This is a genomic window from uncultured Intestinimonas sp. (assembly GCF_944387245.1).
Taxonomy (GTDB): domain Bacteria; phylum Bacillota; class Clostridia; order Oscillospirales; family Oscillospiraceae; genus Intestinimonas.
Window position 1 is genome coordinate 1 of record NZ_CALXEE010000028.1, and the last position, 24273, is coordinate 24273.

At 64.1% G+C, this 24273-nt stretch carries 27 protein-coding genes; 16 read left to right on the forward strand and 11 right to left on the reverse strand.

Annotated elements, in window-relative coordinates; all coding sequences use genetic code 11:
- Positions 1-59: 59 nt before the first annotated feature.
- The 5 genes from Q0K15_RS05455 to Q0K15_RS05475 form a co-directional block, all read right to left on the reverse strand.
- Positions 60-584 carry a nitroreductase family protein gene (locus Q0K15_RS05455; protein WP_294513452.1) on the reverse strand — a complete coding sequence of 175 codons (525 nt, stop codon included), beginning with the start codon at positions 582-584 and terminating at the stop codon, positions 60-62.
- Positions 585-851: 267 nt separating this feature from the next.
- On the reverse strand, positions 852-2210 hold the full coding sequence (locus Q0K15_RS05460) for a PFL family protein (protein ID WP_294513455.1): 1359 nt from the start codon (positions 2208-2210) through the stop codon (positions 852-854).
- A 15-nt stretch (positions 2211-2225) separates the two neighbouring features.
- A complete protein-coding gene (locus tag Q0K15_RS05465; RefSeq protein ID WP_294513458.1) occupies positions 2226-2495 on the reverse strand; it encodes an ACT domain-containing protein in 270 nt (89 codons plus the stop codon).
- A gap of 37 nt (positions 2496-2532) precedes the next feature.
- Positions 2533-3111, reverse strand: a complete 579-nt coding sequence (gene yfbR / locus Q0K15_RS05470; RefSeq protein WP_294513460.1) for a 5'-deoxynucleotidase — start codon at positions 3109-3111, stop codon at positions 2533-2535.
- Between the two features lie 2 nt (positions 3112-3113).
- Positions 3114-3350, reverse strand: a complete 237-nt coding sequence (locus Q0K15_RS05475; protein WP_276857718.1) for an HPr family phosphocarrier protein — start codon at positions 3348-3350, stop codon at positions 3114-3116.
- Between the two features lie 152 nt (positions 3351-3502).
- Here Q0K15_RS05475 and mtaB point away from each other — a divergent pair, with 152 nt between their 5' ends.
- Positions 3503-4813, forward strand: coding sequence for a tRNA (N(6)-L-threonylcarbamoyladenosine(37)-C(2))-methylthiotransferase MtaB (gene mtaB / locus Q0K15_RS05480; RefSeq protein ID WP_294513469.1), 1311 nt, complete (start codon positions 3503-3505; stop codon positions 4811-4813).
- A gap of 5 nt (positions 4814-4818) precedes the next feature.
- Here the strand turns inward: mtaB and Q0K15_RS05485 are convergent, their stop codons facing one another.
- Positions 4819-5355, reverse strand: a complete 537-nt coding sequence (locus Q0K15_RS05485; protein WP_294513473.1) for an aromatic acid exporter family protein — start codon at positions 5353-5355, stop codon at positions 4819-4821.
- A 93-nt stretch (positions 5356-5448) separates the two neighbouring features.
- On the opposite strand from Q0K15_RS05485, the gene thyA reads away from it, so the two are divergent.
- The gene (gene thyA, locus Q0K15_RS05490) at positions 5449-6279 is read left to right on the forward strand and encodes a thymidylate synthase (protein WP_294513476.1); all 831 of its coding nucleotides are present in this window, start codon (positions 5449-5451) and stop codon (positions 6277-6279) included.
- Positions 6280-6291: 12 nt separating this feature from the next.
- Positions 6292-7227 (forward strand): dihydrofolate reductase, encoded by a 936-nt coding sequence (locus tag Q0K15_RS11110; RefSeq protein WP_365933345.1) that lies wholly within the window; start codon positions 6292-6294, stop codon positions 7225-7227.
- A gap of 98 nt (positions 7228-7325) precedes the next feature.
- Here the strand turns inward: Q0K15_RS11110 and Q0K15_RS05505 are convergent, their stop codons facing one another.
- The 5 genes from Q0K15_RS05505 to Q0K15_RS05525 all read right to left on the reverse strand — a co-directional run bounded on the left by Q0K15_RS05505 (position 7326) and on the right by Q0K15_RS05525 (position 13420).
- Complete coding sequence (locus tag Q0K15_RS05505; RefSeq protein WP_294513479.1) at positions 7326-8240, reverse strand: hydroxymethylglutaryl-CoA lyase; 915 nt, start codon at positions 8238-8240, stop codon at positions 7326-7328.
- A 75-nt stretch (positions 8241-8315) separates the two neighbouring features.
- Positions 8316-9515 (reverse strand): CoA transferase, encoded by a 1200-nt coding sequence (locus tag Q0K15_RS05510; protein ID WP_294513482.1) that lies wholly within the window; start codon positions 9513-9515, stop codon positions 8316-8318.
- A 66-nt stretch (positions 9516-9581) separates the two neighbouring features.
- A complete protein-coding gene (locus Q0K15_RS05515) occupies positions 9582-10829 on the reverse strand; it encodes an SLC13 family permease (RefSeq protein ID WP_294513485.1) in 1248 nt (415 codons plus the stop codon).
- A 288-nt stretch (positions 10830-11117) separates the two neighbouring features.
- The gene (locus tag Q0K15_RS05520) at positions 11118-13037 is read right to left on the reverse strand and encodes a sigma-54-dependent Fis family transcriptional regulator (RefSeq protein ID WP_294513488.1); all 1920 of its coding nucleotides are present in this window, start codon (positions 13035-13037) and stop codon (positions 11118-11120) included.
- A 146-nt stretch (positions 13038-13183) separates the two neighbouring features.
- Entirely contained in the window at positions 13184-13420 is a 237-nt protein-coding gene (locus tag Q0K15_RS05525; RefSeq protein WP_294513491.1) for a hypothetical protein, read from the reverse strand.
- A gap of 109 nt (positions 13421-13529) precedes the next feature.
- Between Q0K15_RS05525 and Q0K15_RS05530 the strand changes: the two genes are divergently transcribed.
- The 13 genes from Q0K15_RS05530 (at position 13530) to Q0K15_RS05590 (ending at position 24046) form a co-directional block, all read left to right on the forward strand.
- Positions 13530-14195: a Crp/Fnr family transcriptional regulator gene (locus Q0K15_RS05530; protein WP_294513494.1), complete on the forward strand. Its 666-nt coding sequence runs from the start codon at positions 13530-13532 to the stop codon at positions 14193-14195.
- Between the two features lies 1 nt (position 14196).
- Positions 14197-15270 (forward strand): ABC transporter substrate-binding protein, encoded by a 1074-nt coding sequence (locus Q0K15_RS05535; protein WP_294513498.1) that lies wholly within the window; start codon positions 14197-14199, stop codon positions 15268-15270.
- A complete protein-coding gene (locus Q0K15_RS05540; protein WP_294513501.1) occupies positions 15267-16139 on the forward strand; it encodes an ABC transporter permease subunit in 873 nt (290 codons plus the stop codon). The genes Q0K15_RS05535 and Q0K15_RS05540 overlap by 4 nt, the downstream gene beginning before the upstream one ends.
- Positions 16123-16728 carry an ATP-binding cassette domain-containing protein gene (locus Q0K15_RS05545; RefSeq protein ID WP_294513503.1) on the forward strand — a complete coding sequence of 202 codons (606 nt, stop codon included), beginning with the start codon at positions 16123-16125 and terminating at the stop codon, positions 16726-16728. Before Q0K15_RS05540 ends, Q0K15_RS05545 begins: the two co-directional genes overlap by 17 nt.
- Before the next feature lie 205 nt (positions 16729-16933).
- Entirely contained in the window at positions 16934-17389 is a 456-nt protein-coding gene (gene rimP / locus Q0K15_RS05550; protein WP_294513506.1) for a ribosome maturation factor RimP, read from the forward strand.
- Between the two features lie 14 nt (positions 17390-17403).
- A complete protein-coding gene (nusA, locus tag Q0K15_RS05555; RefSeq protein WP_294513511.1) occupies positions 17404-18573 on the forward strand; it encodes a transcription termination factor NusA in 1170 nt (389 codons plus the stop codon).
- A gap of 147 nt (positions 18574-18720) precedes the next feature.
- The gene (locus Q0K15_RS05560; protein WP_294513514.1) at positions 18721-18852 is read left to right on the forward strand and encodes a hypothetical protein; all 132 of its coding nucleotides are present in this window, start codon (positions 18721-18723) and stop codon (positions 18850-18852) included.
- Positions 18853-18885: 33 nt separating this feature from the next.
- On the forward strand, positions 18886-19068 hold the full coding sequence (locus Q0K15_RS05565) for a hypothetical protein (RefSeq protein ID WP_294513517.1): 183 nt from the start codon (positions 18886-18888) through the stop codon (positions 19066-19068).
- A gap of 15 nt (positions 19069-19083) precedes the next feature.
- On the forward strand, positions 19084-19362 hold the full coding sequence (locus Q0K15_RS05570) for a YlxR family protein (RefSeq protein WP_294513520.1): 279 nt from the start codon (positions 19084-19086) through the stop codon (positions 19360-19362).
- On the forward strand, positions 19355-19891 hold the full coding sequence (locus tag Q0K15_RS05575; RefSeq protein ID WP_294513522.1) for a ribosomal L7Ae/L30e/S12e/Gadd45 family protein: 537 nt from the start codon (positions 19355-19357) through the stop codon (positions 19889-19891). The genes Q0K15_RS05570 and Q0K15_RS05575 overlap by 8 nt, the downstream gene beginning before the upstream one ends.
- A 133-nt stretch (positions 19892-20024) precedes the next feature.
- Entirely contained in the window at positions 20025-22418 is a 2394-nt protein-coding gene (infB, locus tag Q0K15_RS05580; RefSeq protein WP_294513526.1) for a translation initiation factor IF-2, read from the forward strand.
- A gap of 326 nt (positions 22419-22744) precedes the next feature.
- Complete coding sequence (gene rbfA, locus Q0K15_RS05585) at positions 22745-23083, forward strand: 30S ribosome-binding factor RbfA (protein WP_130850379.1); 339 nt, start codon at positions 22745-22747, stop codon at positions 23081-23083.
- A gap of 12 nt (positions 23084-23095) precedes the next feature.
- Positions 23096-24046 (forward strand): DHH family phosphoesterase, encoded by a 951-nt coding sequence (locus Q0K15_RS05590; protein WP_294513530.1) that lies wholly within the window; start codon positions 23096-23098, stop codon positions 24044-24046.
- Positions 24047-24273: the final 227 nt, after the last annotated feature.

Here is a 24273-nt window from a genome sequence, read left to right on the forward strand (position 1 = left end):
CGGCCCAACAGAAATATCTGTTGGGCCGTATTAAATAAAAGCATACGCAAAAAAACATCTTAGGCGTCCACAGGATAGGTTCCCCAAAAGACCTTGTCTGTTTCAAAGCGATCGATGGGCTCCTTTATCTTGTCCGGGTGGCCCAGAGCGGCCACACCCAAGGGCAGAATGTGGCTGGGAGCGGCCAGATCTGTCTGGACAGCCACGATACGTTTGGGGTCGGGGTGGACGCCGATCCATAGTCCGCCCAGCCCCATGTCAGCAGCCTCTACCAGGATATTTTCCATGGAGGCGGCACAGTCCTGGACCCACCAGGGATTGAGGGGGTCGACCTGAGCGGCCTGGCGCAGGTCGGCGCACACGGTGATGGCGACGGCGGCGGTTTTCAGGGCAAAGGCATTGGGGTGGACCTGGAGGAGGGTGGGCAGGCTGCCCTGGCCCTTGGAGACGAAAAAGAGGCGGTTCTGGCTGTTTTTGGCACAGGCTGCAGCCATGCCGGCCCGGAGCAGCCGTTCAATCTGGGCGTCGGTGAGGGGCTCGCTGGTAAATTTGCGGATACTGCGGCGATTGAAAATAGCGTCCATGATGTACCTCCCGCTTTTTAAAAGGCCCCATCAGCGCGATCCTGATGGGGCCAAAATCAAAAAAGATAAGGTCAGTTCTTCAGACTCTGCATGGGGGCGGGGATGCGGCCGGCCCACGGAGACAGGTCCCCGTGGGGACCCAAAGGTGACTCACATGCTCGGCGGAAGTGAATTCCGCCTGCGCCAAGGTCTTGCTCCGCAAGACGCTTGTACGCGCCTGACGGCGCGCCCCATCTGGGGATGGGGACCCGGGCCGGCCGCCCGGAATCAGTTCTTCAGACTCTGCATGGGGGCGGGAATGCGGCCGCCCCGCTGGATGAAATCGGCGCTGCCAAAGGGGTGGACGGGCATGACGGGGGCGGAGCCCAGCAGACCGCCGAACTCCACCGTGTCCCCCACCACCTTGCCGGGGGCGGGGATGATGCGCACGGCGGTGGTCTTGGAGTTGACCATGCCGATGGCGGCCTCGTCGGCAATGATGGCGGAAATGGTCTCGGCGGTGGTGCCGCCGGGGACGGCGATCATGTCCAGGCCCACGGAGCAGACGCAGGTCATGGCTTCCAGCTTGTCCAGGTGGAGGGCGCCGGAGGCGGCGGCCGCGATCATGCCCTCGTCCTCGGAGACGGGGATGAAGGCGCCGGACAGGCCGCCCACGTGGGAGGAGGCCATGACGCCGCCCTTCTTGACGGCGTCGTTGAGGAGGGCCAGAGCCGCGGTGGTGCCGTGGGTGCCGCAGACCTCCAGGCCCATCTCCTCCAGGATGCGGGCCACCGAGTCACCGATGGCAGGGGTTGGCGCCAGGGAGAGATCCACGATACCGAAGGGCACGTCCAGACGGCGGGAGGCCTCCTGGGCCACCAGCTGGCCCATGCGGGTAATGCGGAAGGCGGTCTTTTTGATGGTCTCGGCCACTACGTCGAAGGGCTGGCCCTTGACCTTCTCCAGGGCGTGACAGACCACGCCGGGGCCGGAGACGCCCACGTTGATGACGCAGTCGCCCTCACCCACGCCGTGGAAGGCGCCGGCCATGAAGGGGTTGTCCTCCACGGCGTTGCAGAAGACCACCAGCTTGGCACAGCCAAAGCCGCCCCGTTCGGCGGTGCGCTCCGCAGCCGCCTTGATGGTGCGGCCCATGAGAGCCACAGCGTCCATGTTGATGCCGGCCTTGGTGGAGCCCACGTTTACCGAGGAGCACACCAGGTCGGTGGTGGCCAGGGCCTCGGGGATGGCCTCGATGAGCTTGCGGTCACCGGCGGTGAGGCCCTTCTGTACCAGGGCGGAGAAGCCGCCGATGAAGTTGACGCCGGTGTTCTTGGCCGCCTTGTCCAGGGCTACGGCAAAGGGGACGTAGTCATTGGTCACGGAGGCCCCCGCCACCAGGGCGATGGGGGTGACGGAGATGCGCTTGTTGACGATCGGGATACCGAACTCCCGCTCGATAGACTCGCCGGTAAAGACCAGCTTTTCCGCCCGGCGGCAGATCTTGTCGTAGATCTTGCGGCAGGCGGTCTCGGCGTCGGGATCGGCGCAGTCCAGCAGGGAGATGCCCATGGTGATGGTGCGGATGTCCAGGTGCTGCTGGTCGATCATGCTGATGGTATCCAGGATCTCTTTGCTGTTGAGCATGGCCGGGACACCTCCTTAAATCTTGTGCATGGCGTCAAAAATATCCTCGCGCTGGACCTTGATGGACAGACCCCGCTTGGAGCCCTCATTCTCCAGCAGAGTGGACAGCACGGTGAAGGGCAGCTTGCAGGCGGAGACGTCCACCAGCATGGTCATGGTGAAGAACTCCCGCAGGATGGTCTGGCTGATATCCAGCACGTTGACGTTGTTGTCGGCCAGCAGGGTGCATACGGCGGCGATGATGCCCACCTGGTCCTTGCCCAGAACGGTGACGATGGCTTTCATGAACGATCAGTTCCTTTCAAGAAATAAAGGGTGGCCCTCACTGGAGCTCATCCAGCGTCAGGCTGAAGCCGGGGAGGAAGTGCTCGAGGAAGTAGGCCACCTCTGGGCGGGAGGAATCTTCCAGAACGTGATAGGTCTGTTCCGCCGCCTGGCGGAACTCGGTGTTGCCGGCTTTGACCTCCTCCACGCACTTGATGTAGGCGGAGAGCTTGTCGGCGGCCTTGACCAGGGCGTGGTACTCGCTCTCCGGGTCCTCCAAAAGGAGGGGCTCATAGGAGGGACGAAGGGCCTCCGGCAGCATGGACAGCAGCCGACGGGCGGAGACCTCCTCCACCTCCCGGTAGGCTTCCCGGATCTCCGGGTTATAGTACTTGACCGGTGTGGGCAGGTCTCCGGTGAGGATCTCGGGGGCGTCGTGGTAGAGGGCCAGCACGGCGGCGTGCTCCGGGTCCAGATCCCCGCCGAAGAGGTCCCGGCGGATGACCGCCAGGGCGTGGGCCAGGACGGCCACCATGTGGGAGTGCTCCTGGATGTTTTCCTGGAAGGTGTTGCGCATGAGGCCCCAGCGGCCGATGTAGCGCATCCGGGAGATGAGGGCGAAAAAGTTGTGGGACATGGTCACTTGACCAGGAATTTCTGGATAGCGCCCTTGAAAATGTCGGCCTGGGCCTGGGAGCCCTGGACCTGGACCTGGATGGGTTCGGAGAGATCGATGGAGAAAAGTCCCATGATGGACTTGCCGTCCACCAGATAGCGGCCGCAGATCACGTCCACGTCGCAGTCCAGTCGGCTGGCGGCGTCCACAAAAGCCTTGATGTCACTGACGGAAGTGAGCTGGATAGGAAAGCTGGTCATTGTGGTTCCTCCCCATGTGTGTTATGATGATTATAGGCTCATTATAATGAGGTAGGCGGGAAAAAACAATGAAGAACCCGTGAACCTCTATATTTTTGGCCATTTCAACCAGAAATCGGGGCGGAATCCGCCCCTTTTGTTGAGGTATTACTATGAAGATCGCCATTTACACCCTGGGCTGCAAAGTCAACCAATATGAGACCCAGGCCATGGAGGCCGAACTGCTTACCCGGGGGTATGAGCTGGTCCCCTTTGAGACCCGGGCGGATGCCTACATCATCAACACCTGCACCGTCACGGCGGTCAGCGACAAAAAATCCCGGCAGGTCATTCGCAGGGCCAGAAAAGAGAATCCCGACGCCGTCATCGGGGTGTGCGGCTGCTACGCACAGACGGCACCGGAAGCGGTGAAGGAGCTGGAGGTGGACCTCATCTCGGGGACCGCCGGGCGGATGGCCTTCCTGGACGATCTGGAGGCCGCCCTGGAGGACTGCCGGGCCGCCCATCTGGCCGGGGAGGGTCCCCGGATGACGGTGGACGACGCCCTGCGCCGGAGGACCTTCGAGGTGCTGCCCGCCGGCGGCCTGGAGGGCCGCACCCGGGCCATGCTGAAGGTGGAGGACGGCTGCGTCAACTTCTGTTCCTACTGCATCATCCCCTATGCCAGAGGTCCCATCCGCTCCCTCTCCATCCCCGAGGCGGAGGAACAGTGCCGGCGGCTGGGGCAGGAGGGCTATCGGGAGGTGGTCCTCACCGGCATCGAGATCTCCTCCTGGGGGGCCGAGCGCCGGGACGGGACGGGGCTCATCGACCTCGTCGAGGCGGTGTGCCACGCCCTGCCTGCGGGGACTCGGGTGCGGCTTGGCTCCCTGGAGCCCCGGACCATCACGGCCGACTTCTGTCGCCGGGCGGCGGCCCTGACGAACCTGTGTCCCCACTTCCACCTGTCCATGCAGTCGGGCTGTGACAGTGTTTTGCAGCGGATGAACCGAAAATATGATACCGGTCGGTATTATGAGAGCATTAAATTACTGAGAGAATACTTTGACCGGCCTGGAATCACCACTGATCTCATCGTGGGCTTTCCCGGGGAGACCGAGGAGGAGTTCCAGGCCACCCTGGCCTTTGTGGAGAAGTGCGCCTTCTCGGCCATGCACATCTTCCCCTACTCCCGGCGCACCGGTACTCCGGCGGCCAGGATGCCGGACCAGATTCCCAACGCCGTGAAGGAGGACCGGGCCCACCGGGCCGGTGCCCTGGCCCGGCGGCTGGAGGAGACCTACCTGGACAGCTGGGTGGGGGAGACCCTGCCCGTCCTCTTTGAGGAGGAGAAGGAGGGACTCTGGCGGGGACACGCCCCCAACTATGTGGAGGTGTTTGTGCGGGGAGAGAACCTGCACAATGTGGAGCGGCCGGTGAAGATACTTCGCCGGGAGGAAGGCGGCCTCAAGGGAGAACTCTGAACCCCTCAGCCCTGCCGGGACAGAAGGAGGCTCTTCCAGCGCTCCAGCCGCTCACGGGGAAGGAGATAGTTGATGATCATGGAGACCACCACGCCCACGCCGGTATCCACCATGCGGTTGAGGGCGTAGCTCACGTAGGTCTCCACCGGGGTGTTGAAGAGGATGATACATAGTACCACGCTTCCAGGCTGTACCGCTGTGGGCCAGCGGAACATCTGGGCCAGACAGATGAGGACCACCACGCCCACGAAGGTGAGGGGGATGAGGAGGACTCTCTGATCCCCGGGCGGGTCCATGAGCAGGTAGAGCCAGAAAAGGCCCATCCCCAGAAATCCGCCGATGATGGTGCCGATGAGGCGGTTGCCCCCCTGCTGCCAGGAGTGGCCCATGTCGTTGCCCATGCCGTACACCGCGCCGATGCAGGCAAAGGTGGGGTTGCGGTCAATGAGGTAGTAGATGGCTGCGCACAGAGCCGCGGAGAAGGCTGACTTCAGGTTCCGAAGACCGATGCCGGGGAAGTGTGGGTGTGGATGCCCATCCATGAGGGTTCGCCCCCAAAAGTATTTTTGTGTCGACATTATACCATACTGTATGAAAAAATCCAGGCCATATTGAAATATTTAGGAGGAAATCCGGTGAGCTACGCCGATCAGATTTTTATCGATAACTGCAAGGACATTCTGGCCCATGGGACGTGGGATACGGACCTGCCGGTGCGTCCCCGCTGGGAGGACGGCACCCCGGCCCATACCATCAAGTGTTTTGGGATCGTCAACCGCTATGATCTGCGGGCGGAGTTTCCTGTACAGACCATTCGAAAGATGGCCTTCAAGAGCGCATTGGACGAGCTTCTCTGGATCTGGCAGAAGAAGTCCAACAACATCCACGACCTCAAAAGCCATATCTGGGACGCCTGGGCCGACGAGAGCGGCTCGATCGGCAAGGCCTACGGCTACCAGCTGGGTGTGAAGCACCAGTATAAGGAGGGGTGGTTCGACCAGGTGGACCGGGTGCTCTACGACCTGAAGCACGACCCCGCCTCCCGGCGCATCCTCACCAACCTCTACAATCACCACGACCTCCACGAGATGGCCCTCTACCCCTGCGCCTATTCCATGACCTTCAACGTCACGGGGCGTACCCTCAACGCCATCCTGAACCAGCGCAGCCAGGATATGCTCACCGCCAACGGCTGGAACGTGATGCAGTACGCCGCCCTGGTTCACATGCTGGCCCGGGTGTCGGGCCTGGAGGCGGGGGAGCTGGTCCACGTCATCGCCGACGCCCACATCTATGACCGTCATGTGCCCATGGTGGAGGAGATCATCGCCCGCAAGCCCTACGATGCCCCCAAGCTGTGGATGGACCCGTCGGTCACCGACTTTTACGACTTTACCACCGAAAGCTTCCGCCTGGAGGGCTATGAGGCCTGGCCCCTGGCGGCAAAGATCCCGGTGGCAGTCTGAGGAGGGAGCGCCGTGAACATCCTGATCTCGGCTTGCCTGCTGGGCCTGCCCTGTCGGTACGACGGCACCGGCAAGCAGTGGGAGGGAGCGGCCGCCCTGAAGGCCGCCGGGCACCATCTGGTCCCCGTCTGTCCAGAACAGCTTGGAGGCCTCCCCACCCCGCGCCCTCCCGCCGAGCGGGTGGAGGAAAAGGTCCGTACCAAGAACGGGGCGGATGTGACGGAGCCTTACCGCCTGGGGGCGGAGGGGGCCGTGGCCCTGGCCCGCCTGCTGGACTGTTCCTGCGCTGTGCTCAAGGCCCGCAGCCCCTCTTGCGGCAGCGGCACCATCTATGACGGCACCTTCACCGGTACCCGGGTGCCCGGGGACGGGGTGGCCGCCGCCGCCCTAAAAGCCTCTGGAGTGGCTGTCTTTACCGAGGAGGAGGGAATGGCCCTGGAAGGCTTCCTCCGGGGCGGACACTGGAAAGCCATCGTGGCCGCCGACCAAGCATGGGGAATCGGCAAAGACGGCAACCAGCCCTGCTATATCCCGGCCGACCTGAAGCGCTTCAAGGCCCTCACCACCGGCCACGCCGTCATTCTGGGCCGGAAAACACTGGCCACCTTCCCCGGTGGACGCCCCCTGCCGGGACGGCGGAACCTGATCCTCTCCCGGGACCCGGACTTTGCCCCGGAAGGGGCGGAGGTTTTCCGGGATGTGGAGGCCCTCCGGGCCGCCGCGCCGGAGGACGCCTTCGTCATCGGCGGCGGCACCGTCTATGAGCAGCTTCTCCCCTGGTGCGACACGGTTTACGTCACCCGCCTGGGGCGGACCTTCCCCGCCGACACCCGTTTCCCCGACCTGGACAACCATCCGGACTGGCGCCTGGCCGAGACCGAAGGGCCCTATGACCACCAGGGCCTCGCCTTTCGCTACGACACCTACCGCCGGACCTGGAATCCGTAAACAAACGCCCCGTGAGCATGCTCACGGGGCGTTCTTGTGGGAAAATGACTTGGGCAGGAACGCAGAGAGGGGGAACGTTCCGTAAGCCGAAGATAGAATCAGGCCTTGCAGGGGGTCTCCTGCTGGATGCAGATGTGGTGGCCGCTATACTGACCGGGGACGGCGGCGGACTGCTGCTTGGCTGCGGCCAGAAGCTTGGAGAAGGAGATGCCGGTGTCATAGCCCATCTCGTTGAGCATCCACACCAGGTCCTCGGTGGAGAGGTTGCCGGAGGCGCCGGGGGCGAAGGGGCAGCCGCCCAGACCACCCAGGGCGGACTGGACCTTGGTGAGGCCCAGGTCGATGGCGGTCAGGGTATTGACCATGCCCAGGCCCCGGGTGTCGTGGAAGTGGACCATAAGCTCCAGGTGGGGATAGGCCGCCTGGATGGCAGTGATGAGGCGGCGGACCTGGGCGGGGTCGGCGATGCCGATGGTGTCGCACAGGCAGCAGGTCTTCATGCCGGCGTCCACATAGTCCTTCAAGAACTCCACCGCCCGCTCCGGCTCCTCGTACTTGCCCTCAAAGGGGCAGCCGAAGGCGGTGGCCAGGTCCACGATGATGTCCAGGTCGGGGAGCTCCCGGCGGATCTCCTGATAGGCCTCCAGAGACTGCTCATGGGTGCGGTTGATGTTGGCCTTGTTGTGGCTCTTGCTCAGGGAGACCACATAGCACACCTTCCGCAGGTCCAGGGCGTAGGCGTTCTGGGCGCCCCGGAGGTTGGGGACCAGGGCGAAGAGGTCGGCGTCGGGGTGCTTGGCCAGGGCGGCGCGGGTGACCTCGGCGGAGTCGGCCAGCTGGGGGATGGCCTTGGGGCTGACAAAGGAGGTAAACTCCATGTGACGCACACCGGCGTCGATGAGGGCGTCGATGACGGTCATCTTCTCTTCTGTGGAAATGAGGCAGCAGTCGGATTTGACGCTCTGGAACCCGTCGCGGGGGCCCACTTCAATGATCTCAATTTTTTTCTTCATGTATATGCTCCTTATGTTTGAAACGGCCCCCGGCGGCGGTATCCGCCGGGGGCTGGGAAAAGGTAATGTAGTGGATCAGATGACGCCCTTGGCCTTCCAGGCGTCCAGCTGGGCCTGGTCGGCGCCCAGGAACTGACCAAAGATCTCCACGTTGTCCTCGCCCAGCAGAGGCGCGGCCTTGCGGGGGTAGGACTTGGTACGGGTGAGCTTCTGGGCCATGGCGGTGATGTGGAGCTTGCCGATGCCGGGCTGGTCGATCTCGGGGAACATCTCCCGGGCGCCGGCGATCTGGGGGTCCACCACCATGCGGTCGATGGTATTCACCGGGCAGGCGGGGCAGCCGGCGCCGTTGAGGAGGCTGTCCACCTCGTCAATGGTGTGCTGCTGGGTCCAGGCCGAGACGATCTCGCGCATGGCCTCGTGGTTGGCCACCCGGTCCCTGACCTCCAGAAAACGGGGATCGGTCTTGAGCTCGGGCTGGCCCATGACGTCGCAGAGGATGCCGTAGAGCTTGTTGTTGCCGGCGGCAATGATGACGTTGCCGTCCTTGGCGGGGAAGGAGTCGTAGGGATAGGTGGACTCGTAGCGGTTGCCGATGCGCTGGGGCACACGGCCGGTGGCCTGGTAAATCATGGTGATGTTCTCCATGGCGGAGGCCACGGAGTCCACCAGGGCCACGTCGATCTTCTCACCAAGGCCGGTTTTCTGCCGGTTGATGAGTGCGGCCAGCACGCCGATGGTCAGGTTCAGGCCACCCAGCACGTCGCCCATGGGGGTGCCCACGCGGGTGGGCTGGCCGCCGGGCCAGCCGGTGGTGCTCATCAGGCCGCCCATGGCCTGACCCACGATGTCGTAGCCCGCCCGCTTGCTGAGGGGGCCGGTGTGGCCGAAGCCGGAGACAGCGCCGTAGATGATGGCGGGGTTGACCTCTTTGAGCACGTCATAGCCCAGGCCCAGCTTCTCCATGGTGCCGGGACGGTAGTTCTCCAGAACCACGTCGGCCTTTTTGACCATCTCTTTAAAAATATCCTTGGCCTCGGGCTCCTTCAGATTGAGGGTGCAGCCCAGCTTGCTGCGGTTGAAGTTGGCATAATAAACGCTGTTGTCGTTGATGAAGGGGCCCATGCTGCGGCTGTCGTCGCCGCCCTTGGGGTTCTCCACCTTGATGACGGTGGCGCCCATGTCGGCCATCAGCGCGCCGCAATAGGGGCCGGCCAGCACCCGGGTCAGGTCCAGGACCACGACACCCTCCAGAAGTCCGTTCTTGTTATCCATAAAAAGACACCTCATTTCAAAATGCTGCGTATCAGAAAGAAAGCTGCGAAAACAGGGGCAGTGAATTTACAGGATGCTGTAAAGGCCCAGCAGGGCGGCCACCACGATGATGGCCAGCATCAGGGCGGAGACGATGAACAGGCGGATAAAGAGTTTGTTTTCCTTCTCCTTGGTGAACTCTGGGTCGGTGGCGTTGGCTGCCAGGATCAGTCCGCCGCCGGTGGAGGCGGGGCTCAGACCGGCGAAGGCTGCGGTCAGGCACATGATGCTGATGAGGCCGTTGGGGGAGACGCCGACGGTGGCGGCGATGTCGCCCACAGTGGGCACCAGAGTGGGCCACACCACGCCGATGGCGGAGCTGAACCAGGACATGATGCCGGCGCTGAGGCCCTGGATGGCCACAGCGGTACGGGGGGTCATGATGGAGGCCAGACCGGTGGACATGAGATCCACGCCGCCCACGGAGATCACGACCTGCATGAGCATACCGACGCCGGTGACCATGAGCAGGGTGGACCAGGAGATGGCGCTGAAGACCTTCTTCTCATCGGCGGCCCGGATGGCGATGAGGACGATGCCGGCGGCGAAGGAGATAAGGCCCACGTTGCGCTGGAAGAAGGCACAAGCGATGATGACCACCAGGAAGGCCAGCAGGGTGCAGATCTGATCCCGGCTGAAGGGCGGCAGCTGCTCCTGCATGCCGTCGGCCTTGCCGTGGACCTTGTAGCCCTTGAAGAAGAAAAAGGCGACCACGGCCAGTACCAGGGTGGTGACGGTGGCGTAGATGAGGACGGCGCCCTGGTAGCCGGTGATGCCCTGGGGTTCGGCCAGGGAGCGGATGAGGACCGACTCGGGGGTGATGGGAGAGAAGCGGCCGGCGAAGGAGCCGATCTCACCGATGACCGCCAGCATGACGGAGTCATATCCGGTGGACTTGCCCAGGGGCAGGGAGAGGGCGGAGACAATGCCCAGGGCGGGGACGCAGCCCGGGCCGATGGCGGCGATGCCGTAGCCGATGATATAGATGAGGATGGGCGCCACGATGGCATGTCCGCCGGACAGGCGGAGGAACTTCTTGGAGAGAAGCTCCAGGGAGCCGTTGGTGATGCCCACCGCGCAAAGGAAGGACACGCCCAGCAGCATGACGAAGGTGCTGGAGCTGAAGCCGCTGATGATGGTGGTATCGCTCTCTCCGATCAGGGAACCGAAGATGGTCACGGCCAGAACGGCCAGCAGACCGACGTTGATCTTGCGGAAAAATCCGATCAGGATCACCGCGATCAGAACGAGCAAGGAAATCAATGCCAAATCCATATGGTTTTCCTCCTTGATGGTATGCGCGGCAGCGGTGGCCTTTCGCTGCCGCCCGTGGGCCGGACTTGCGTCGGCCATTGGGTCTGGATCCATTCTGCCCGGATATAAGAGCAAGAAGGATGCCAACTTTCTCGGGCTTTATTTTGCAGCTGTTTTTTAGAGATTGTTTGCACATTCTGTGTATTTTTTGTTACCAGTAACACAGAGAAGGTAAAGAAAAAACAGTGTATCGCACCGAATGTATCATTACGATGCGATACACTGTTTTATTTTGAGACAATAGCTGGGCTACCCCTTTTTCAATTTACGGTAGAGGGTCGCCCGGCTGATATGAAGCTCCTGGGCGGTGCGGGAGATGTTCCCACCGTTGCGGGTCAGTGCGCTCTGGATGTAGGCTCGCTCCACATCGGCCAGCTCCTCGCCCCCGGCGGGGGCCTCGCCGGTTGTGACGGGACGCTGGTCCCGGGGCGTCATCCGAGAAAGCAGGTCCAGTATCTTCTCCTCGGGAAGGGACTGCTTTTGCAGAAGGTAGATCCGCTCCACCAGGTTGGTGAGCTCCCGTACATTGCCGGGCCAGGCGTAGCCGCGGTAGTGCTCCAGAATGCGGCGGAAGACCTGGCGCTCCTCCTGCGTCCGGTCGGGGACGATGCGGTCGTAGATGGAGTCGGCGATCTGGAGAAAGTCGTCCTCCCGGTCCCGCAGGGGCGGGATGTTCACTGTCAGTACGTTGAGGCGGTAATAGAGGTCCCGGCGGAAAGAGCCCTCCTCCACCCCGCGCATGAGGTCCCGGTTGGTAGCGCCGATGACCCGGATGTCCACCGGGATCACCGTGTCGCCGCCCACCCGGCGCACCTCCTTCTCCTGGAGGACCCGGAGAAACTGGGCCTGGAATTCCAGAGGGAGCTCGCCGATCTCATCCAGGAAGATGGTACCGCCGTGGGCCATTTCGAAGAGACCGGGCTTGCCGCCCCGCTTGGCGCCGGTGAAGGAGCTGTCTGCATAGCCGAAGAGTTCGGACTCCAGCAGGCTTTTGGAGAGGGCGGTACAGTTGACGGCCACGAAGGGCCCGTCCCGCCGGGGGCTGGCGTTGTGAATGCTCTGGGCGAACATCTCTTTGCCGGTGCCCGTCTCCCCGTAGAGCATGACGGTGAAGGGGGCGTCGGCAAAGCGCTGGGCCATCTCCTTGGCGGCCAGCAGGGCGGGGGAGGTGCCCACGATGTCGGAGAGCCGGTACTTGGCCAGCAGTCCCTTTTCATGGAGCTTGATACGCACGTTGCGCTCGGTGCTCTGGATGGATTTGATGTCCTGGAAGGTGGCCACCACCCCCTGGATCTTGTCGTTGACGATGATGGGGACCCGGTTGGTGGAGACCAGGGTGCCGCCGATGGTCATGAGCTGGTCGGTCTCCATGGTGCCGCTGCGGAGGACTGCCGTCATGTGGGTATTGGGCAGTACCTGCCCGATGGGCTTGCCGATGAAAGGGGCCTGGGACGGGCCGAGCAGCCGCTCGGCCACCTGGTTGGTGACCTCCACCCGGCCCTGGGCGTCCACGGCGATGATGGCGTCATGGGTATAGTTGAGGATGTTCTGATAGCGCTCCAGCTGGATCTGGAGGGCCTCCTGCTTCCGGGCGTTCTCCCGCTGGAGCTCGCAGAGCTGACAGGCGTTCTCGATGGCCTGGGAGACGGCGATGTCCGAGCTCTCCATGAGCACATAGGGGAGACCGGCCTCTTTGGCGTAGCCGGCGGAGACGATGCCGCCAATGCCCCACACCGCGCCGTCGGCCGCGGCCTGCTGGACACAGGCCCGGCAGGAGGCGGTGTCAGAAAACTGATAGTGGCGCATCTGAATATTCATAAGGTAGCAGATGGTTTTCAGCTCATCGCTGGGTGGCTCGTAGGCGAAAAAGGCGATGGGGCCGCGAACGTTCTGCACCTGCTGGATGGCCGGAATGTAGTCGGAGGCCACCACCGGGATGTTGACCACCGGGGTGTGCAGGGTACGTTGTATGAGTTCCCGGGTGACGCCCCGGCTGATGAAGATCCAGGTGCCCTGCTCCATCATTTTTCGGGCCCATTCCGCGGCATCTTCCAGCACCGCCGTGTGGACGGGAATGGACAGGTCGCGCTTCTGGATGATAGCGGCGGCACGTCGGGCCAGCATGTCCGTGGGGGCGATAAAGCAGATCTCACTGCGCGCTTGTGTCATGGCAGTCTCCTTTTTGTGAACATCTGAGTGCGGCCGGCGGATGCCGGTCCTGGTTTGAGCAGACCATATTGTAGCGGAACCGGCGGAAAAAAGCAATTGCCCTAAAAATGCGGTGCCGCCCCAGGAGGGCGGCACCGACAGAATGGTCAGGGGCGAACACCCATGGCCTCCAGCAGCTCTTCCAGCAGCCTGTTCTGGCGCCGGAGGAGGGAGACCACCTCCCGGCAGGTGGGGCAGGTCCCGGCGTGCTGGCCAGGGTGGCAGACCCGGGTAGGGGTGTCGGCCAGAGCTGCCCGACGGGCTGCGGCGGCCTGCACACAGGCCAACTCCGCCGCCTGCCGCTGCCGCGCCTGACAGTGGGGACAGTGGTTGTGATATCCCATCCTGGAGATCCCTCCTTTCCTCCTCATCTTATGTTCGGGATTGACTTTGGTCCATGCAGGGGGTAAAATCTGAAAGTGTCTGAAATGAGACAGAAAGTGGGGCGAGGGAATGGCAGAGGACTGGAGTGGAGAGCAACTGGCCGCCCTGGCCCGGACAGAGCTCTTTCGGGAGGTGCCGGAGGAGCGGCTCCGCCGGGCGGCGGAGGACCCGGACTGCCTGCGGGAGCGATTTCCCAAAGGGACGGTCATTTACAGCCCCAGCCGGTTCCGCCGGTGCCTGGGGGTCTTTCTCTCCGGCAGGGCCAGGGTCACCAAAGGGGCTCTGGTCATGAGCACCCTGGAGCGTGGGGCCTTCTTCGGTGCGGCGGCCCTCTTCCACCGACGGGACCGCTACGAGACCACCATCACCGCTCTCACCCCCTGCACCGTGGCCTTCTTCCCGGAGGAGCTGGTGGCCGCACTGTTGGACGACTGTCCGGCTTTCCGCCGGAGCTACATCGCCTACCTCTCCGAGCGCATCCACTTCCTGAGCCGGAAGGTGGAGGGCCTCACCGCCCCCAAGGTCACGGGAAAACTCGCCCGCTGGCTGCTGGAATCGGAGCGGGAGGAGGTCTCCTGCCCTGCCACCGAGCTCTCCCGCCGTCTGGACGTGAGCCGCGCCTCCCTCTACCGCGCCTTTGAGGAGCTGGAGGGGGCGGGGGCCATCCGCCGGGCGGGAAAGACCATCGTCATCCTGGACCGGAGGGTCCTGGAGATACAGAATGGAGGAACTTAGCATGAAAAGAAAACTGCTCGCCCTCACCATGGCCCTGCTGATGCTGGGCGGCGTCCTGGCCGGCTGCGGCCAGAAGAGCGCCGAGACCAGCCCTGCGCCGGAGACCGCCGCCCCTGAGACCAGCGCCCCGGTGGAGACCACCGCCCAGCCCACCCAGGAGACGGGCGATACCGTCCGCTTCGCCGTCCTCAACGGTCCCACCGGCGTGGGCGCCGCCAAGCTCATGGCGGACAGCGACGCCGGCACCACCGCCAACAGCTATAATGTGGAGGTATTCACCGCCAACGACCAGGTGGCCGCCGGCCTCACCAACGGTGAGATCGATATCGCCGCCGTGGCCTCCAACGTGGCCGCCAGCCTTTACAACAAGACCGATGGCGGCATCCAGATGCTGGCCGTCAGCGGCCTGGGCGTCCTCTACATCCTGGAGAACGGCGACACCGTCCACTCCATGGCCGATCTGGCCGGCCGTACCCTCTACGCCACCGGCCAGGGCGCCAACCCGGAGTACGTCCTCAACTACCTCCTCACCGAAAACGGGGTGGACCCCGCCGATGTGGACATCCAGTGGAAGACCGGCGACGAGATCACCACCCTGATGGTCAGCGGTGAGGCCGATCTGTGCATGCTGCCCGTCCCTGCTGCCACCGCCGTGCAGCTCAAGAACGCCGACGTCCGGGAGGCCCTGGACCTGTCCGCCCAGTGGGACAATCTCCAGAACGGCAGCCGTCTCACCATGACCACCATCGTGGCCCGGACCGACTTCATTCAGGAGAATCCCCAGGCTGTGGAGAACTTCCTGAACGATTATGCCGCCTCGGTGGAGTTCATGAATGACCCGGACAATCTGACCCTCTCCAGCGACGAGAACCCGGCCCAGCTGGTGGCCAGCTATGGCATCACCGCCAACGCCCAGATCGCCGAGGCCGCCATCCCCAAGTGTGCTCTGGTGTGCATTACCGGCGCCTCTGACATGCGCAGCGCCATCCAGGGCTACTATGAGGTCCTCTATCAGGCCAATCCCGACTCCATCGGCGGGGGCATCCCTGACGACGCCTTCTACTACGAGGGGTGAACGAGAGGCTGACTGCCGCTCCTGCCAAAGGCTGGCGGGAGCGGCTTTTGCCCATCCTGTTCTGGCTGCTGGTGTGGGAGTGCGCCGCCCTGTGCGCCGGGCACCGTAGCCTGAGTACAGCCTGGACGGCCTGGCGGCAGACCGGAGACCCTTCGGGCCTCCTCACCTGCCTGTGGGAGGGCCAGGCCTTCATCCTGCCGGCGCCCCCCAGGGTGGCCCAGGAGCTGCTGGAGCTGGTGGGGACGGCGGACTTCTGGCGGACGGCGGCGACCTCCCTGTGCCGGGTCTTTGCCGGCGCCGCCGCGGGGGTGGGACTGGGTACCGTCCTGGCCGCCCTCACTGCTGTTTCCCGGTGGGCCCGTCTCCTCTTCGCGCCGGCGGTGAAGGTGGTCCGGGCCGCCCCGGTGGCCTCCTTTATTATATTGGTGTTGCTGTGGGCCGACCGGAACTGGGTGCCTGCCATCATTGCAGCCCTCATGGTCCTCCCCGTGGTGTGGGGCAACGTGGTCCAGGGGGTGGACAGCACCGACGCCCAGCTGCTGGAGCTCTCCCGGGCCTACGGCTTTCCCCGCCGGCGCACCCTGACCCTGGTGTATGTGCCCTCGGTGCTGCCCTACTTCGCTGCCGCCTGCCGCACCAGCCTGGGCCTGGCCTGGAAGGCGGGGGTGGCCGCCGAGGTACTGTGCCTGCCCAAACTGGCCATCGGCACCCAGGTGAGCAACGCCAAGACCTATCTGGAGACCCCAGCCCTCTTCGCCTGGACCTTGACCGTGCTTTTTCTAAGCTTTGCGCTGGAGGGGGTCCTGGGGCGGCTGCTGGGCCGGCTGGAGCGGGGGAAGGGAGGGAAGGACCATGCTGGAGATCCGTGAACTGACGGTGTCCTACGGAGAGAAGCTGGTCTTGGACCGGTTTTCCCTGACCGTGCCGGCGGAGGGGGTCACCGCCCTGGCCGGACCCTCCGGCTGCGGCAAGACCACTCTGCTGCGGACCCTGACGGGGCTGGAGCGCCCCTCCTCCGGGGCCTTCACCGGCCTGGAGCCGTCCGAGGCCGTCCTCCTCTTCCAGGAAAACCGCCTCTTCCCCTGGAGGACGGCGGAGCAGCACATCACCGACGTGCTGCCCCGGCCGGACCGGGAAACCGCACGGCGGTGGCTGGCGGCGGCGGGGCTGGAGGGCGAGGAGGGGACCTATCCCGCCGCCCTCTCCGGCGGCATGGCCCGACGGCTGGCCCTGGTCCGGGCCCTGGTCCTGGCGGAGGTCCGCCGGGGGTGGGTGCTGCTGGACGAGCCCTTTGCCGGGGTGGACCCGGCCCGGACGGAGTCCCTCATGGAGGCGGTGTACGGCCTGGGGCTCCCCGTGCTGCTGTGCGCCCATGAAGCCCACACCGTGGCCCTGGCCACCCGTCGGGTGGACCTGGACGGCCCCCCTTTGCGCGTCATAGCGGAGCCCCGGGCCTGACCGCCCGGGGCCCTCCTTTTCAAGGGGAAAAGCCCCTGTATTTTCGAGATTTCCCGGTAAAAATCTTGCAATCAGGCTATCCATATGGTATACTGCCTATACTAGCAGTGTACGTATCCGTCAAGAGTGGGGTCCGCCCCGCTCTTTCTTATTGAAAAAAACGGATCTGTAAGTATCTGGAAAAGCACGTCAGGGGGGACGAAATATGGCGAAAGTGACCGAACTCACGGCGGGGCTGGCGGCGCCCATCGTGGAGGCTGCCGGATGCTCGCTCTGGGATGTGGAGTACGTAAAGGAAGCGGGGGAGTGGTTCCTCCGGGTCTACATCGACAAGGTGGGCGGGGTGTCCATCAACGACTGTGAGGCGGTGAGCCGTCCCCTCAGCGACGCCCTGGACGAGGCCGACCCCATCGAGGGGAGTTATACCCTGGAGGTGTCCTCCGCCGGTGCCGACCGGGTGCTCAAGAAGCCGGAGCACTTCGCTGCTTTCCAGGGCAGCGAGGTGGACGTGAAGCTCTATCGGGCCCGGGAGGGGCGCAAGGAGCTCACCGGTGTGCTCAAGGGCTATGACAACGGGGATGTGACCGTGGAGCTCCCCGGCGGAGACGCCACTTTGGAGAAGAAAGACGTTGCTCAGGTGCGGCTGCACGTGAGCTTTTAAGGGAGAGTAACGAAATGCCGAGAAAGAACGCGAAAAAGACCAACAGCAGCGAGAACGACGGCCAGGAGTTTTTCGCCGCCATTGCCCAGATCGAGAAGGAGAAGGGCATTCCCGCCGGCTATATGATGGAGAAGATCACCCAGGCCCTGGCCTCCGCCTACAAGCGGGACCACGAGGGCGCCGGGGACAATATTGAGGTCAAGGCCAACCCCGCCACCGGCGAGGTGCGTATGTTCATCCTCAAGGACATTGTGGAGACCGTGGACAACCCGGCCACCGAGATGTCCCTGGCGGAGGCCCGCCGGGCCATTCCCCACGCCGAGCTGGGGGACGTGGTCCGTATCGAGGTCAAGCCCAAGAACTTCGGCCGCATCGCCGCCCAGACCGCCCGTCAGGTCATCATCCAGGGCATCCGGGAGGCCGAGCGGGGCATGATCTATGACGAGTTCAGCTCCAAGGAGCATGAGATCCTCACCGGCATCGTCACCCGCATCGATCCCCGCAGCGGCGCTGCCAACCTGCGTATCAGCTCCAGCAGCGAGTACACCGAGGCCTTCCTGGCCCCTGGCGAGCAGGTCCGCGGGGAGGAGATCCACGAGGGCGACCGGCTGAAGGTCTACGTAGTGGAGGTCCGCCGCTCCACCAGAGGGCCCCAGGTCCTCATCTCCCGCACCCACCCCGGCCTGGTCAAGCGCCTCTTTGAGCTGGAGATCCCCGAGATCTACGACGGCACGGTGGAGGTCAAGTCCATCGCCCGTGAGGCGGGCAGCCGTACCAAGATCGCCGTCTGGTCCGCCGACGAGAACGTGGACCCTATCGGCGCCTGCGTGGGCCCCGGCGGCCAGCGGGTCAACAACATCGTGGAGGAGCTCCACGGCGAAAAGGTGGATATCATCAAGTACAGCGAGGACCCCACCGCCTATGTGGCGGCGGCCCTCTCGCCCGCCGACGTGGTCAGCGTGGACCTGCTGCCCGACGGCAAGAGCTGCCGGGTGTTGGTGCCCGATGACCAGCTCTCCCTGGCCATTGGCAAGGAGGGCCAGAACGCAAGATTGGCGGCGAAGCTGACGGGCTACAAGATCGACATTAAGCCGGAGTCCGACCCGGGTGAGCTGCCCACGGCGGAGGATGCCGAGGTGGAGATCGAAGAGGAGCCCGAGGAGAGCGTGGACATCGAAGAGTAAGGCCCTCCTGTCCGCGGCGTCTGCCGCGTCAAGCCTTTGCCCTTGGGCAAAGCTTGGGTTTGGGCGGATTCACTCCGCCCAAATCAAGTGGAGACCGGGGCCCCCACAAAAGGCTCCGCCTTTTGTGGGGCGGGCCAGAACGCAAGATTGGCGGCCAAGCTGACGGGCTATAAGATCGACATCAAGCCGGAGTCCGACCCGGGCGAGCTGCCCACGGTGGAGGATGCCGAGGTTGAGATCGAGGAGGAGCCCGAGGAGAGCGTGGACATCGAGGAGTAAAACTCTGGCACAGATCCGCTGGAGGCGATGGGCGTGGACTGGAAGAAATGGGACTGGTTTTTCGGCCCAGACGGTGACCGCCGGCCCGCCGGTGAGAAGAACAGATTGCCGGAGGATGCTCTGGCGGAAGACGTTCAGGAAGAGACAGAACCTTTTGCCGTCTGGGGGGAGGACCCCTTGGATTTGGATGGCGGCGGAGGAGACGATATTTGGTAAAGGGGGGCGTGAGACATGCCGAAGAAGATCCCCATGCGGCAGTGTGTGGGCTGCCGGGAGATGAAGGAAAAGCGTCAGCTCATCCGGGTGGTGCGCTCCCCTGAGGGAGAGGTCTCCCTGGATTTCAAGGGCAAGAAGCCGGGGCGGGGGGCCTACGTGTGCCCTGACCCGGAGTGCCTGAAAAAGGCCCGGAAGTCCAAGGCCCTGGAGCGGGCCTTTTCGGCGGCCCTGCCGCCGGAGGTCTACGAGGCCCTGGAGGGCCAGATGAAGACGGGGGAGGAGCAGAATGGATAACGCGCTGCGGCTCATCGGCCTGGCCCGGAAGGGCGGCCGCGTGGAGGTGGGCGAGGAGCCTGTGGCAGCCGCCACCCGGGCACACAAGGCCCGGCTGGTGGTGCTGGCTTCCGACGCCGCCGACAACACCCTGCGCCGGGCGTCCCACTTTGCCCTGTCCGCCGGGGTGCCCGTTCTCCAGAGCCCCTATACCAAGGGGGAGATGGGCCTCGCTGTGGGCCGCTCCTCCTGCGCCATGCTGGCCCTCACCGACTACGGCCTGGCGGCCGCCTTTGCCCAAAAGCTGGCGGAGACGGACGGGGCGCAGTACGGCGAGACGGCCGCCGACCTGGAGGAAAAGGCCCAGCGGGCCCTCCAGCGGCAGAAGGAACAGCGGCGGCATGAGAAGAAGCTGGAGCGGGCGGCGGCCAAGCCCTGGGCCGCCCCCGCCAGACCGGCGTCGCCCGGCAAGGCGTCCGGCCGGAAGAAGCAGGAGCGGAAAGGTCCCGGGAAGGGTGCAAAGCGCGGAGGAGGGCGTCACGTGACGTGAAGGGGTACAGATGAGGCCGCGGATGCGGCAGGAAGGAAGTAACGGCCTGCGGATCGCTTCAATACGCAAGCCCGGATCTCAGCTCCGGGTTTTCGTATTGGAGTGATCCCAACGATCAACGGAGGGAATTTATTTGAGTAGTCTGATCAAGTACAGAGTTCGGGATGTGGCCAAGGACTTTGACCGCACGCCCAAGGAGATCATCAACATTCTGGGCAAGTACGGGGAGGCCCCCAAGAACAACATGCAGGTGCTGGAGGACGGCGAGCTGTCCATCCTCTTCGACTACCTGACCCAGAACAACCAGGTGGCCAGCATCGAGAGCATCTTTGCCGACACCTATCACGAGCCCAAGCCCGCCGCTGAGCCCAAGGCGGCGCCCGCGCCCCAGAAAGGGGCGGAGAAGCCCGCCGCCGGCCCCCAGAGCGGCAGCAAGCCCGCCGCAGGGCAGAACAACGGCGGCAAGGGCCAGCAGCCCCAGCAGCAGCCGGCTCAGAAGCCCGCTCAGAGCGCGCCCCAGCAGAACACCGTCAGCCGGAAGGTCCCCGAGAAGAAGATCGTGGACACCCGGAAGAGCGGCAATGTGAACCTGGAGAAATACGACCAGCGGCTGGAGGACCTGGCCGCCGGCAAGACCAAGCAGATGCAGGCCGGCAAGCAGAAGTTCCAGGGCCGGAACCAGCAGCGCCGGGGCGGCGGCTTCCAGGGCAGCAAGCGCCGGGCGGAGGAGCAGGAGAAGATGCGCCGCCTCCAGGCCGAGATCGCCAAAAAGCATCCCCTGGTGGTCAAGATCCCCGACGAGATCGCCGTGGGCGAGCTGGCCTCCCGCATGAAGAAGACCGGCGCCGAGGTGGTCAAGTGCCTCATCAAGAACGGCGTCATGGCCTCTCTCTCCGACGTCATCGACTACGAGACCGCGGCCATTATTGCCGAGGAAATGGGCTGCAAGGTGGAGCACGAGGTCATCGTCACCATCGAGGAGAAGCTCATCGACGTCAGCGAGGATAAAGAGGAGGATCTGGTGCCCCGCGCCCCCGTGGTGGTGGTCATGGGCCACGTCGACCACGGCAAGACCTCCCTGCTCGACTATATCCGTTCCGCCCACGTGGCCTCCGGCGAGGCCGGCGGCATCACCCAGCACATCGGCGCCTACCAGGTGGACGTGGGTGGCAAGCCCGTCACCTTCCTGGACACCCCCGGCCATGAGGCCTTCACCGCCATGCGTGCCCGCGGCGCCATGATCACCGACATCGCCATTCTGGTGGTGGCCGCCGACGACGGCATCATGCCCCAGACCGTGGAGTCCATCAACCACGCCAAGGCCGCCAATATTCCCATCATCGTGGCCATCAACAAGATGGATAAGCCCGAGGCCAATCCTGACCGCATCAAGCAGCAGCTCACCGAGTATGAGCTGGTGCCTGAGGAGTGGGGCGGCGAGACCATCATCTGTCCCATCTCCGCCAAGACCGGCGAGGGCATCGACAACCTGCTGGACATGGTGGTCCTCACCGCCGAGATGCAGGAGCTCAAGGCCAACCCCAACCGCTCCGCCCACGGTGCCGTCATCGAGGCCCGGCTGGACAAGGGCCGCGGCCCCGTGGCCACCCTGCTGGTCCAGAACGGCACCCTGCACCAGGGTGACATCATCATTGCCGGCACTGCCGTGGGCCGTGTCCGCGCCATGACCAACGCCCGGGGCGAGAAGGTCACCGAGGCCGGCCCCTCCGTGCCTGTGGAGATCATCGGTATGGGTGAGGTACCCGGCGCCGGCGACGACTTCCACGCTGTGGACGACGAGCGCATGGCCCGCGAGCTGGTGGAGCAGCGCAAGCAGGAGCAGAAGGATCGGATGAACGGCCCTGTGGGTCAGAAGGTCTCCCTGGAGGACCTGTTCAGCCAGATCCAGGCCGGCGAGATGAAGAACCTGAACATTATCGTCAAGGCCGACGTCCAGGGCTCCGCCGAGGCCGTGAAGTCCAGCCTGGAGAAGCTCACCAACGAAGAGGTCCGGGTCCGGGTCATCCACTGCGCCGTGGGTGCCATCAGTGAGAGCGACGTCATGCTGGCCGCCACCTCCGGCGCCATCATCGTGGGCTTCAACGTCCGGCCCGACAACAACGCCCGGGATTCGGCCGCCCGCATGAACGTGGATATGCGGATGTACCGGGTCATCTATGACGCCATCAACGAGATCGAAGCCGCTATGAAGGGCATGCTGGCCCCCAAGTTCAAGGAAGTGGACCTGGGCCGGGCCGAGGTCCGCAACGTCTTCCGCATCACCGGTGTGGGTATGGTGGCCGGCTGCTACGTCACCGAGGGCAAGATGCAGCGCGGCGCTCAGATGCGGCTGCTGCGGGACAACATCGTCATTTACGATGGAGCCATCGCCTCCCTCCAGCGCTTTAAGGACAGCGTGAAGGAGGTCGCCCAGGGCTACGAGTGCGGCATTACCTTCGAGAAGTTCCAGGACATCAAGGAGGGCGACATCATCGAAGCCTACCTGATGGAGCAGATCGAGGTCTGATGCCGCAGGAGTGCCCGCGCAGCGGGTCGGCGTATTTGCGCCGCACAAGCGTTTTGCCGGAGGCAAAACCTTGGCGCAGGGCGGATTCACTCCGCCCGAGCATGTGAAATAGCTGGGGTCCCCCGCGGGATGGAACATCCCGTGGGGCGTGCGGTATCACCTTCGAGAAGTTCCAGGACATCAAGGAGGGCGACATCATCGAGGCCTACCTGATGGAGCAGATCGAGGTCTGATCTCGCCGGAAAAGAAACACAACCAAACAGACCCGTTCCATCCCCAAGTCATTTGAGGAGGGGACGGGTCTGTACGCTTGATAGGAGAAAAATATGGCAAGCAATCGTATCGGACGCATCAACGAGGAGATCCAGCGGGAGCTCTCGGCCCTGATCCGGACCGTCAAGGACCCCCGTGTCCACGGGCTGGTCTCCATCACGGCGGTGGACACCGCCCCCGACCTGCGGTACGCCAAGGTCTATGTGAGCATGTTGGACAAGAGCGACGTCAAAGAGGTGGTCAAGGGCCTCAAGTCGGCCAGCGGCTATCTGCGCCGGGAGCTGGGCCAGGCCCTCCAGCTCCGGTATACCCCCGAGCTCACCTTTGTGGCTGACGATTCCATCGCCGAGGGCGCCCACATCCTGGAGCTCATCGAAAAGCTGGACAAGTGAGGTGCCCGAAACATGGAATACAGAGAAGCGGCAGAACTGCTGCTGCGGCAAAATGACATTCTCATCCTGACCCATAAGCGGCCCGACGGGGATACCATCGGCTGTGCGGTGGGTCTGTGCCAGGCCCTGCGGGAGCAGGGCAAGACGGCCTGGGTCCTCCCCAACGAGGACGCCACCACCCTCTTCACCCCCTATCTGGAGGGGTATCTGGCTCCGGAGGAGTTCCGGCCCGCCTATGTGGTGTCGGTGGACATCGCCGGCAAGGGCCTTTTCACCCCCGCCGGTGAGGTATGGCTCCAAAAGGGCATCGACCTGGCCTTTGACCACCACCCCTCCCAGGAGTATTTCGCCAAGGAGACCTGTCTGGATGCCGGGCGGGCGGCCTGCGGCGAGCTCATCTACGACGTCATCCGCCAGTGGGGACCGGTGTCCCCGGCGGCCGCCCTGCCCCTCTATGTGGCGGTGGCCACCGACACCGGCTGTTTCCAGTACAGCAACACCACGCCGGCCACCCACCGGGTGGCCGCCGACCTGATGGAAACAGGCATTGACGCTCAGAAGGCCAACAAGCGCCACTTCCGCACCAAGAGCCTGAAACGGCTGAAGCTGGAGTCCCTCATCGTGGACACTATGGACCTCCACGATGACGGTACCATTGCCATCGCCGCCATCAGCCTGGCCGATATGGCCCGGCTGGAGGCCGATGAGCGGGACGCCGAGGATATTGCCGCCTTTGTGGGTCAGCTGGAGGGGGTCCACACCTCGGTGACCATCCGGGAACTGAAGGGTGGGTCCTGCAAGCTTTCCGTCCGCACCGACGAGACACTCAACGCCACCAAGGTCTGTGCTCTGCTGGGGGGCGGCGGCCACGCCGCTGCCGCCGGCTGCACGGTGCCGGGGACGGTGGAGGAGGCCAAGGCGGCCATTATGGACGCCATCCGAAAGGTGCAGGCCGATGGCTAACGGTACTCTGGTTATCGACAAGCCCGCGGACTGGACCGCGTCGGAGCACGCCCTTTTGGAACGCGCCTCCGCGGAGGCGAAGGCGCTTATCCTGGCGGGCGGCTCCTCCTTTTCACGGCGCACCCGCGAGGCTGGGCTGCGCCGTGAGGAAGGAGGGCGGTACCATGCCTAACGGAATCCTGGTAATCGATAAGCCTGCGGACTGGACCAGCATGGATGTGTGCGCC

Excerpts from the sequence above, each read along its gene's own strand:
- Q0K15_RS05455 (WP_294513452.1), bottom strand. The coding sequence starts at position 584 with ATGGACGCTATTTTCAATCGCCGCAGTATCCGCAAATTTACCAGCGAG.
- Q0K15_RS05460 (WP_294513455.1), bottom strand. The coding sequence starts at position 2,210 with ATGCTCAACAGCAAAGAGATCCTGGATACCATCAGCATGATCGACCAG.
- Q0K15_RS05465 (WP_294513458.1), bottom strand. The coding sequence starts at position 2,495 with ATGAAAGCCATCGTCACCGTTCTGGGCAAGGACCAGGTGGGCATCATC.
- yfbR (WP_294513460.1), bottom strand. The coding sequence starts at position 3,111 with ATGTCCCACAACTTTTTCGCCCTCATCTCCCGGATGCGCTACATCGGC.
- Q0K15_RS05475 (WP_276857718.1), bottom strand. The coding sequence starts at position 3,350 with ATGACCAGCTTTCCTATCCAGCTCACTTCCGTCAGTGACATCAAGGCT.
- mtaB (WP_294513469.1), top strand. The coding sequence starts at position 3,503 with ATGAAGATCGCCATTTACACCCTGGGCTGCAAAGTCAACCAATATGAG.
- Q0K15_RS05485 (WP_294513473.1), bottom strand. The coding sequence starts at position 5,355 with ATGGATGGGCATCCACACCCACACTTCCCCGGCATCGGTCTTCGGAAC.
- Q0K15_RS05505 (WP_294513479.1), bottom strand. The coding sequence starts at position 8,240 with ATGAAGAAAAAAATTGAGATCATTGAAGTGGGCCCCCGCGACGGGTTC.
- Q0K15_RS05510 (WP_294513482.1), bottom strand. The coding sequence starts at position 9,515 with ATGGATAACAAGAACGGACTTCTGGAGGGTGTCGTGGTCCTGGACCTG.
- Q0K15_RS05515 (WP_294513485.1), bottom strand. The coding sequence starts at position 10,829 with ATGGATTTGGCATTGATTTCCTTGCTCGTTCTGATCGCGGTGATCCTG.
- Q0K15_RS05520 (WP_294513488.1), bottom strand. The coding sequence starts at position 13,037 with ATGACACAAGCGCGCAGTGAGATCTGCTTTATCGCCCCCACGGACATG.
- Q0K15_RS05525 (WP_294513491.1), bottom strand. The coding sequence starts at position 13,420 with ATGGGATATCACAACCACTGTCCCCACTGTCAGGCGCGGCAGCGGCAG.
- Q0K15_RS05530 (WP_294513494.1), top strand. The coding sequence starts at position 13,530 with ATGGCAGAGGACTGGAGTGGAGAGCAACTGGCCGCCCTGGCCCGGACA.
- Q0K15_RS05535 (WP_294513498.1), top strand. The coding sequence starts at position 14,197 with ATGAAAAGAAAACTGCTCGCCCTCACCATGGCCCTGCTGATGCTGGGC.
- Q0K15_RS05545 (WP_294513503.1), top strand. The coding sequence starts at position 16,123 with ATGCTGGAGATCCGTGAACTGACGGTGTCCTACGGAGAGAAGCTGGTC.
- rimP (WP_294513506.1), top strand. The coding sequence starts at position 16,934 with ATGGCGAAAGTGACCGAACTCACGGCGGGGCTGGCGGCGCCCATCGTG.
- nusA (WP_294513511.1), top strand. The coding sequence starts at position 17,404 with ATGCCGAGAAAGAACGCGAAAAAGACCAACAGCAGCGAGAACGACGGC.
- Q0K15_RS05570 (WP_294513520.1), top strand. The coding sequence starts at position 19,084 with ATGCCGAAGAAGATCCCCATGCGGCAGTGTGTGGGCTGCCGGGAGATG.
- Q0K15_RS05575 (WP_294513522.1), top strand. The coding sequence starts at position 19,355 with ATGGATAACGCGCTGCGGCTCATCGGCCTGGCCCGGAAGGGCGGCCGC.
- rbfA (WP_130850379.1), top strand. The coding sequence starts at position 22,745 with ATGGCAAGCAATCGTATCGGACGCATCAACGAGGAGATCCAGCGGGAG.
- Q0K15_RS05590 (WP_294513530.1), top strand. The coding sequence starts at position 23,096 with ATGGAATACAGAGAAGCGGCAGAACTGCTGCTGCGGCAAAATGACATT.